A 1,143-nucleotide genomic window follows, 5' to 3' on the forward strand; every position below is an offset into this window, starting at 1 on the left:
TCCTCAACACTTTCACGAGGAAGCTAAACTTGGTTCGAGTTTATTGATGACAGGATTACTGTTAGTCATTTGGTTAAATTTACCTTCTATGTCTAATCGCTATAAACGAGAGGGTCAACAATTACAAGACCAGCAAAATTTAGCGTTGGCTGAAGAGAACTATTTAAAAGCAATTAAATTAGACTCAGATAATTTAGATGCTCATTATCAATTAGCAACTCTCTATGAAGAAGTACAAGATTTTGCTAATGCTAAAAAACAATATATAATTGCGGCAAAAGGTGGTTATTTGGATGCCTATAATAATCTAGCTTATTGGTACATTCGGGAAAATAAGAATGGCGAAGCGGTAGAATTGCTGAATCAAGCCTTAAAGTTTTTAAATAAAAAAGAAAGTAATTATGAGGAGTTAACAGAGGTCGATAAAATCAATTTACAGACTCAAAAATATAGCTTATATAAAAATTTAGGATGGGCAAGATTTAAACAAAAACGAGATGAAGATGCTATAGCCTATCTTTCCCCTGCCATAGCCATTGCTAAAAATCATAAATACCAGAAATATATCCGAAATCCTGGGGCGGCTTTTTGTATCTATGCTCAAGTCTTGCAAAACCAAGATAAACAATCCTCTCAAGCCAAGGAAAATTGGCAACAATGCCGTAAATTAATCGAGTCTCGTCGAGCAGCAGGTGAAATCATTAGTCCTGAAGAGGATCAATGGTTATATGAAGCTAAACAAAAGCTACAGTAAAATAAAATGGGGAATTCTGTATTTAGTTGTAAAACGACAATCCAAGCTCTATTGAGCTTAATACTGATGGGATGTACAACTCCTGTCGGGAGTAATTCTAACAGTATCCATATGCTAATGAATTTTAAGGGGAATGTCCAAGTAAAAAAGACACAATGGAGGAAATTACACCAAGATGATTATGGTAGTCCCCTCAATAGTAACGACCAAATAAAACTAGAACGTAATGCTTCGGTCACTATTTATTGCAGTAACGGTGATCCATTGACAGAGACCCAACCTGGAACACATCTTCTTTCTGAGATATGTCGTGCCGGAGAAGCTGTGATTAGATTATGCCCAGATTGTAATAATGATACACGCCGTCCTATTGTTACAAAAGAACAGAG

General features: G+C 35.8%; 2 protein-coding genes. Both read left to right on the top strand.

The features are described from left to right. A partial coding sequence (locus tag F6K53_RS44365; protein ID WP_293087292.1) for a tetratricopeptide repeat protein occupies positions 1 to 754 on the top strand: 754 nt, incomplete at its 5' end. Positions 755 to 820: 66 nt separating this feature from the next. Further along, the coding region (locus F6K53_RS44370) for a hypothetical protein (protein ID WP_293087294.1) at positions 821 to 1,143 on the top strand (323 nt) is incomplete at its 3' end.

The sequence above is a fragment of the Moorena sp. SIO4A1 genome, from assembly GCF_010672065.1.
Classification (GTDB): Bacteria; Cyanobacteriota; Cyanobacteriia; order Cyanobacteriales; family Coleofasciculaceae; genus Moorena.